Below are 8660 nucleotides of genomic sequence, written 5' to 3' on the forward strand. Positions count from 1 at the left end.
ATTTTATACATACTCACTATGTCTTAATACTGTTGGAACGTCTGTTTCATCACTTTCTCTTCTAATGAAATTCGGTTAATCAATGTAATAAGATGCAAAATAAATAAAGGAATAAACACTACCCATGCTTGAGAAATCAGAGCAAAACCAATCAGTTCTGGAATAATATTCATATAGTAATTAGGATGACGTACATGTTTGAATAATGGACTTTCAACAAGTTTGTGATCTTTAGCAATGTACAACTTAAATGTCCAAAAAGGGCTAAGTGTACGAATAACATACATCAGTGTAACCAAAGAGAATAAATACACAAGCAGTCCAACAATCGTAAGCCAGCTAAACTGAACATCATATACAAAAGCATAGACGATACATCCTAAATAGATTAATCCTTGTACAGCAATCAGTAGTTTGCTGTTATTCATGCCGTACTCTACTCCGCCATTGGCTTTAATTTGTTTCTCATTACGTGCAGATATCATTGCAGACGGAACACGAATCATACATAGCAAAATTAAAATAATACCGATCATCATTACAAACATCTCCTCTTATTTTCGTATGGGGTTACTTTCCATGAAGCAAATACAATCAATACATTTAAAAGAAAAATCAACAAATACCCCGGTTCTCTGCATCACCTCCTTTACAGGGTACCGTAGGCTATAGAATCGTTTATAAGGTTGTAGAAGATACTGCATTAGGAATATCATTCGGTGTATAAATAGATTGAATAGCTGTTGTAATCTGTTGAAGCGATGTTGGTTCAGATAACATCACAAAATGATTAGTTGCATCAATATCTACCATCTGAAGATCTGGTAATATTGTTTTCCATGTCTGCCAGTAATCTGTAGGATTTATGCTATTATCGTCTACCAAAATACCGTTCTGATTACGGAAATAATAACTACGAATAGATTGCGGATTCAGTAAAGGTAATGGCTTATACTGATCTAATTCATAAGCTTGTTCTAAGCGATAACAAGTCTCTATAAATTTTTCTTTGGAAGCAGTCGATCCCTTCGAATAAAGCATTTGCCATAGATCCGGATGATCCGCTGTCCATTGAACATGTGAATTATCAGGATAGAAAGAATCAATCATAATGATTGAAGATACTTCTTGCTCCATCGTCTGCAATATCCGAGCAATCTCATACGTTAATACTCCTCCTAATGAATATCCTCCTATATCGTATGGCCCTTCAGGTTGAATATCCCGAATAATACGTGTGTAATAAGCAGCCATAGCATACATACTTTGCAGAGGTGGCTCATCATTAGAATAGCCTTTAGCCTGAATACCATAAAATGGTCGGGTCAGTTGATTGGCTAACTCTATATAAGCTTCAACACCACCTGTACCGCCATGAATCCAAAAAATAGGCTGTCCTACAGTCACTGCATTTAAATGAATTAACTCAGAATAGGCAATAGAATCCGAATGAGTGTTCATATGGCTATGATCAGTAGGCAGAGCAGCTATTAACTCTTCGATCGTATCGCACTCCATAATATCTTCTAACTGAATCGATGGATCAATCTGACTCTGTAATCGTTGTAACATTTGTAAAATAAGAATAGAGTTCATACCATAACGATCTAAAGGTACATCTGCTTGTATAGATGTATCTTTTATTCCTAGCAAGTCAGCCAAAATAGTAGTAATTTGCTTTTGCATAGAGAGAGCAGAATTCACTTCAGCTTTTGGTGGTGCTGACTCTATAGTCAGATGTTCTTCTGCTTCTTTTTGATTTTGTAATGTATCGGTGTGCGTGTCCTGTAACTCAACTTCTCTTACACGAGACGATGATACCTTCACCCAATATTTCTCTTTGGAAAATGGATACGTAGGTAAGCTTAGTCGTCGTGGTTGAGATTCTGCATACCAGGCGCTCCAATTTACATCAAGCCCCTTCGTCCACACGTCAAGCAGTTTATGATACTTGGAGCGTTCCATCCATTTATACACAGCTTCAGACAATTCTTCATCTGCTTTGAACAAAGAAATAAATGATTTGTGCGCTGAAGCATCGCCCTCGTATACATTTTCTACTGGATGTTCAGATGCTACATAAGACTGAAGCTTTTCTTTTAATTCATTGATTGAACTCACTACACATCCGAATCGTATCTCAAATGCTTCTCTTCCCACTTGAAGTGTATAAGCAATATCAGATAGCTGATCGTCTGTATAGTCATTGTGTTGAAGGACTTGTATCCACTGCTGAACCTGTGCTTGCAAGCGTTCTTTGGTCACAGCAGATAATAAGAACACTACAGGATGATGTGAAGGTTCATTTTGATTATGATGTGGAGACATCTCAGGAGTGTATTCTTCAAGTACTACATGAGCATTTGAACCTCCAAAACCAAAAGAACTTATGCCTGCTCGGCGTGGTATCTCCTGTCCATTCTCATCTCTAATCCGTTGCCAATCTTGAGTTGCATTCACAATATAAAAAGGACTGTTTTCCAAATGGATATACGGATTCACAGTTTCGGCATGAAGACTTTTGACTAGCTTTTGATGCTTCATTTGTAATAACACTTTGATGACTCCAGCGATCCCTGCTGCCATTTCCAAATGTCCAATATTGGTTTTGACCGAACCGATGCCACAATAACCGATAGAAGGATCAAGCCCTGTAGATTCTTCACCTGAAGTCTGAAAAGCTGACTTTAACGTGTTGATTTCTATCGGATCGCCTAGAGGTGTTCCTGTGCCATGCGTTTCAATAAAACTAATCGTGTCTGGTGAAATACCGGATCTCGCAAATGCTGTTTTTAACAAAGCGGTCTGTGCTTTGGGATTAGGTGCTGTCAGAGAACCGGCTTTGCCTCCATGATTCTCATAACTACCTCGAATAACGCCATAAATATGATCTCCATCTGCTTCGGCATCTGTTAACTTTTTCAAAAAGATCATGCCTACACCTTCTCCGCGTGCATACCCATCTGCTTGTGCAGAAAATGTTTTGCAACGTCCATCTGAACTAAGCATCCCTGCTTTATTCAGACTAATATGTGCATCGAGTGACAAGATGGTATTGACGCCCCCTGTTACAGCTGTATCGCAATCACCGCTACGGATAGCATTGACCGCTCGGTGAATAGCGACTAATGAACTGGAACACGCTGTCTCAATCGGTTGGCTCGGTCCATGTACATTTAAAAAATGACTCATCCGATTTGGCCCCACTGAAGGTACATTGGCTGTAATCGAGTACGCTTCTACATTTTCATTAGCTTGTGCCATCATCACGTTATAGCCACTGCTACCTGTTCCCACAAATATACCTAACTGTGTACCTGCTAAGCTTGAAGCGGCATATCCAGCATCTTCAATTGATTTCCAGACATACATCATCAATAGCCGTTGCTGTGGATCCATATGCACGGCTTCACGAGGAGAAATACCAAAAAATAAAGGATCAAATTCATCAATCCCTTCGATAAATCCTCCCCATTTGATATTGGTTTTGTAGTTATTTTGATTAGGATCACCAAAGTGCTTTTTCCAGTCCCAGCGATTAGAAGGAATCTCACTAATACAGTCTTTCCCAGATACAAGATTGTCCCAAAATTGATCTATATCTTCTGCTTGCGGGAACCTCGCACTCATGCCGATAATGGCAATAGGTTCTTGATGATCTACAGATGAAGAAGCTGGAACAGACCTGACTGGTTGTTGGTATGAATTTACTTTTGGTTTGGACGATACTTTTGGGTTGGGCGATGTTGATAAGTTAGAGCTATTGGACTTCACTGAACGATGACGCTGTTCTACCCTATCCTTAAAGAAATGCTTTATTTCTGTACTATACTGATCTATCAAAAATGCTGTAATTTGTTGAATCGTGGTTTGTTCGAAAAAGTGAGCTGGTGTTAGATCGGTCTGTAACTGATGATTGAATTGATCAGCTAATTGTGTAAATAAAATCGAATCAAATCCATACTCACTCAACTCCACATCATTCTCTATATCTATCAATTGAACTTTGAGTATTTTGGCAGCCGTAGTCTTTATCCATGTACTCACATGTTCTTCAACTATTGATACAGAATCTGTTGAACTATGCTCTTCAATAGGTTGGTCATGTAAAGAAGATATAGCCACTTCTTCCAAAGGTACTTGTGGTTCAGCAGATATTTGTTGCTCGGTCGCTAAGCTAGAAGGCTCAATGTCTGGAACCCAATATCGATTTGTTCTAAATGGATACGTAGGCGCATGAATAAATTGACCACGTTGATCTTGATATAATACCGTCCAATCGATTTTTGCTCCTTGTGTCCATGCAGTAGCTAGTGTATTCCATTCCTCTTGGGCTACGAGTTGTGATATAAATAGAACACGATCTGCTTGCTCAGCAGGTAGAATCAATGTCTGCTGAGGATGATCGATATTTGTTTGTTGTCTAAAAGCATGTAATTGTTGCTTGAGATCAGCTATATCTACAACGTTAAATGCAACACGTGCTTTCATTTCAGTACGTCCTAATTGAAATGTATATGCCAAGTTGCGCAAGTCTAACGATTCGTCCGCAGTGTGTACAAAATCTAGTAACTTTTGCGCATAGACTTGCAGTCGTTCTTCAGTCTGAGCAGATAAAGGAATAATAATGGCTGGTTGTTGATCATTTATACTGTTTGGCTGCTTCATGAGTGCAGGTACAGGAACATACTCTTCTACGATAAGATGAGCATTACTTCCGTTAGCTCCAAATGAACTGATCCCTGCACGTAATGGAATTTCATTTGCGACGCCACCGTTCGTGATTATAGGTCTCTCCCACACTTTTCCTTGATGTTGTACATAAAAAGACGTTGATCCAAAAGGAATAAGTGGATTCAACGGTTCGGCATGAAGAGAAGGAAAAATTTCTTTGTGTTTCAATTGCAATAATAATTTGGTCAATCCTGCGATCCCTGCGGCAGCTTCTAAATGCCCTATATTGGACTTGAGCGAACCAATAGCGCAAAATTGTTGCTCAGTACTACCTGCTTGACGAAAAGCACGTTCTAACGCTTGTAATTCTATCGGATCTCCTAAAGAAGTTCCTGTACCATGAGTCTCGATGTAGCTTAATGTAGACGGATCGATATGAGCGCTTGCCAGTGCATTTAATATCACTTCTGATTGTGCAACTGGATCAGGAACCGTAGCACCGGATGTTCTTCCTGAATGATTAAGAGCTGAACCTTTGATAACAGCATAAATAGGATAACCTTGCTTTTGAGCTTCAGCTACAGAAGTCATCAGCACTGCACCTACGCCTTCTCCGGGAACATATCCATCGCCATCTTTTCCAAAACTTCTACACTTTCCTTCTGAAGATAAAAATTGTGCTTCTTTCAAAAATACATACTTATGAGGATGAGTTACCAAATTCACTCCACCGGCTACAGCATAATGACATTCGCCACGTTTGATACTTTCACATGCAAGATGAACAGCAGTAAGCGATGATGAACACATACTGTCCAGAGCCATTGAAGGTCCATGAAAATTTAAATGATACGATACCATATTCGCTATAGAAGCTGCATTGGTTCCAAAAGCAGAAGGTTGTCCTTGCTGTGACATCTCTGCACTATACAACTCATAATGATTCCAGAATACCCCTGCAAATACGCCTACACTTCGACTACTGGAAGCTGAATAATCATGTTGATTCCGATGTACAGCAAATCCTGCATCTTCACATGCTTCCCATACCGTCTGTAAAAACAATCGTGCTTGTGGGTCCATTCGTTCGGCTTGATAAGGAGAAATATTAAAAAATAAAGGATCAAAATCATCAATTCGATCTACAAAACTACCGTAACGATAATAATCTTCTACAGCATATGCATTATGATTAGAAGCCCAGCGATGTTCTGGAATCGACGCAATTGAATCTTTTCCTGCTTTTAAATTTTCATATAATTGGTCGATCGTATTGGCATCTGGATAGCGCCCGGCTACACCAATAATAGCGATGTCTGTTAGGTTGTCTGTCTGACTCTCTTTTGTAGGTAGTTCTTGCTTTTGCGAGATTACAGGAGACTGAGCTAGATTTTCCCGCATATGATAACGAATTTGCTCAGATTCACCATATAATACAGTCCATTGAGGTGAATCCGACTTCATAATCAGATCAAGCGTATTCATCCCTACATCTGTTGGTAAAGGAACCATGCCTCCAGACTTATACATAAGTTGGCGATGAGTATCACTGACTTGCATACCACCTTGCTCCCATAATTGCCAGTTGATTGTATACGTGCTTCCAGAGCGTTGTCCTTGTTTTACTTTGATTGCACGTTCTAACACCAGTTGATCTATATATCCATTCGCTACTGCATAATCAGATTGCCCGATATTGCCTACTACAGCAGACAGAGAAGAGAAAACAACAAAAAAATCAAGAGCTTGTTGAGATAGCACTTGATCTAAATAAGTAAATCCTTGAATTTTAGGTTGTAGCGTCTGATGAAGTTCGGTAATTGATTTCTGAATCAATAACTTATCTTGAATCACACCTGCACAGTGGAATACGCCATTAATAGTAGCGTATTCCGCCAGAATCAGATGTACCATTTTTTCGACTTCGTCATGTTTGGTGATATCTGTCTGGATATATATCGCTTCAGATCCCTTAGCGCGCAGTGATTCTAACTGTACAGATACTGAATGGCTTAAAGGAGATCTGCCTGTTAGAACAAGCACTGTATCCGTATGATCTGCAATATGCTTGGCTAACTCATATCCCAGACCGCCCATCCCACCGATAATCAGGTAGACACCGCCATTTCGGAACGAATGCTGAGTAGTAACATTAGAGTCAGCATGTAACAACGTAACTTCTTTTAACGATTTGATATGTCGTTCTAATCTATGCCCTTGATAATGAATACTGGTTGATAGAGCTGTAGAAGCTTGCTGAAATTCCTGATCTAATCGCTGTACAATATGGTCTGCATCCGCTACATCTGCCACATCCAACAAAATAAGTTGACTTTGAATCAAAGGATATTCTTGAGCAATTGTTTTAAACAATCCTTCTAAACCCCAAATCGTTCCCGTAGTATCCTCATTATCCGCAATCACCTGAACGAAAGTCGGCGTGTGTCGATTAGTTTGTACATATTGTTGCATGAATGTAAATACCTGTTCGATCAGAGAAGGTAGATAGTCTATCGTATGCTGCTTATTGTGTTGAAGTGCAACGATATGCTCTATTTGGGAATGAGCTGATAATACTTTTTTCCACTCTGGAGATGGAGTATACAAAATAACGATTCGATCTATAGCATTGCTTACCGTTGGAAGCGATTCTGAGATCGAAGTTTCTTCCCATACAGGTTCATAGATAACTGCTGTACTTTCAACTGGATCTATCGTGTCTGTTAATACTGAACGGTCTGCTAACGATTGGGACTGAGAAAGAGTTTGCAGAAAAGTATCCTGCCAGTGATCATTCAAATACGCGGCTAATGTAGCCACAGTAGAATATTCAAATAACAACGTTGGATATAATTCGATTTGGAGATACTGTTCTAAAAAAGTAACCAATTCCAGTAACTTAATCGAATCTAATCCTAATTCATAAAAACCCGTTTCAAGATCAATATGATTAGGGTCAATCATCAAAATATCTGCTAATTGCAACTGTAAAAATTGTTCTATTTGTTTGAGTGGAGATTCTGATGTATGGCTATCTAGAGTAGTTGCCTTTTCCACTTTGGATGGAATAGTAGCAACAGAACCAGATGATTCGTTCACTAATCCTGTAATTAATTGAGATTCTCGAATTCGTTTGGCAGTAAGATTTTGAAATGATGCAAGAAGACCACCTTCATGATCATAAATGGAAATATCGCGCTTAATAATGTCTGCATCTGCAACAAGGTCTTCTTTGGTTCTTACCGTATGAGTATAAATTTGCTCGGGAAAAGAATCATAAATGGTAAATCGCTCAATCATAAATGGAATATACGGTTTGAATCCTTCCATTGACTTCTCGTTACCCTGTGCATCCCAACGGAACGATGTCCCAGCAAAGGTGGAACCATCTAACAAAGCGACATGGGCATAAAATTTATTCATATATGGAGTAGCTACAGGGCTAATATGCAAATGCATCCATTCATTATCATCTTGTTGATATACAGTGCCGGAATTTTTCATAAAATCATAATGATGAATCTCCGAATCGCGCGCTAACCCATATACTTTATCCATATCCCATTGACTGACTAGCTGTTTATCTAGAAAAGGCATAGATATCTGTGTTCTAGTGCTCTGATCCGTAGCTATAGGATAAAGAGAACACTCCATATTAACCACTTTATCGTTCTCTTTTATATTATCGTTAGCATGGTAAACTTTGCGACTGGATACGACTACATCTGTATAGTGACCATGATTTGTAAAAGATACCCAAATTTCAATATCGAACTGTTCTGACGTGACGATAGGTTGCTTGAATATTACATTATGCAATTCTATAGCTTGAGTTCCTAATGCATGAGAACTGAGACGATAGATCATATCAAGTAGCACCACGCCAGGAAGTGTACAGATTTGATGCACTCTATGATCTTGTACAAAATAATCAGTATGTTTTAGCTTCTGCAAAAAGGTTTCGGTACGAGATGCTATAGCCATCC

Annotated in this window: 2 protein-coding genes and 2 pseudogenes; all 4 read right to left on the bottom strand. The window is 39.0% G+C overall.

Annotated elements, in window-relative coordinates; genetic code table 11:
* Positions 1–23 precede the first annotated feature (23 nt).
* Complete coding sequence (locus PQ460_RS12820; RefSeq protein WP_273616150.1) at positions 24–539, bottom strand: isoprenylcysteine carboxylmethyltransferase family protein; 516 nt, start codon at positions 537–539, stop codon at positions 24–26.
* Between the two features lie 139 nt (positions 540–678).
* Positions 679–1965 (bottom strand): thioesterase domain-containing protein, encoded by a 1287-nt coding sequence (locus PQ460_RS23545; RefSeq protein ID WP_443147215.1) that lies wholly within the window; start codon positions 1963–1965, stop codon positions 679–681.
* 99 nt (positions 1966–2064) lie between these two features.
* Positions 2065–3687: pseudogene (locus tag PQ460_RS23550) on the bottom strand (type I polyketide synthase); the annotation flags it as partial.
* 213 nt (positions 3688–3900) lie between these two features.
* Positions 3901–8658 (bottom strand): annotated as a pseudogene (locus PQ460_RS23555) (SDR family NAD(P)-dependent oxidoreductase); the annotation flags it as partial.
* Between the last annotated feature and the right edge of the window lie 2 nt (positions 8659–8660).

Origin of the sequence: Paenibacillus sp. KACC 21273 (assembly GCF_028736095.1) — a bacterium.
GTDB lineage: Bacteria > Bacillota > Bacilli > Paenibacillales > Paenibacillaceae > Saccharibacillus > Saccharibacillus kyungheensis.

What these genes read in the sequence shown, in the direction of transcription:
- PQ460_RS12820 (WP_273616150.1), bottom strand. Translation starts at nt 539, where the DNA reads ATGATGATCGGTATTATTTTAATTTTGCTATGTATGATTCGTGTTCCG.
- PQ460_RS23545 (WP_443147215.1), bottom strand. Translation starts at nt 1,965, where the DNA reads ATGGAACGCTCCAAGTATCATAAACTGCTTGACGTGTGGACGAAGGGG.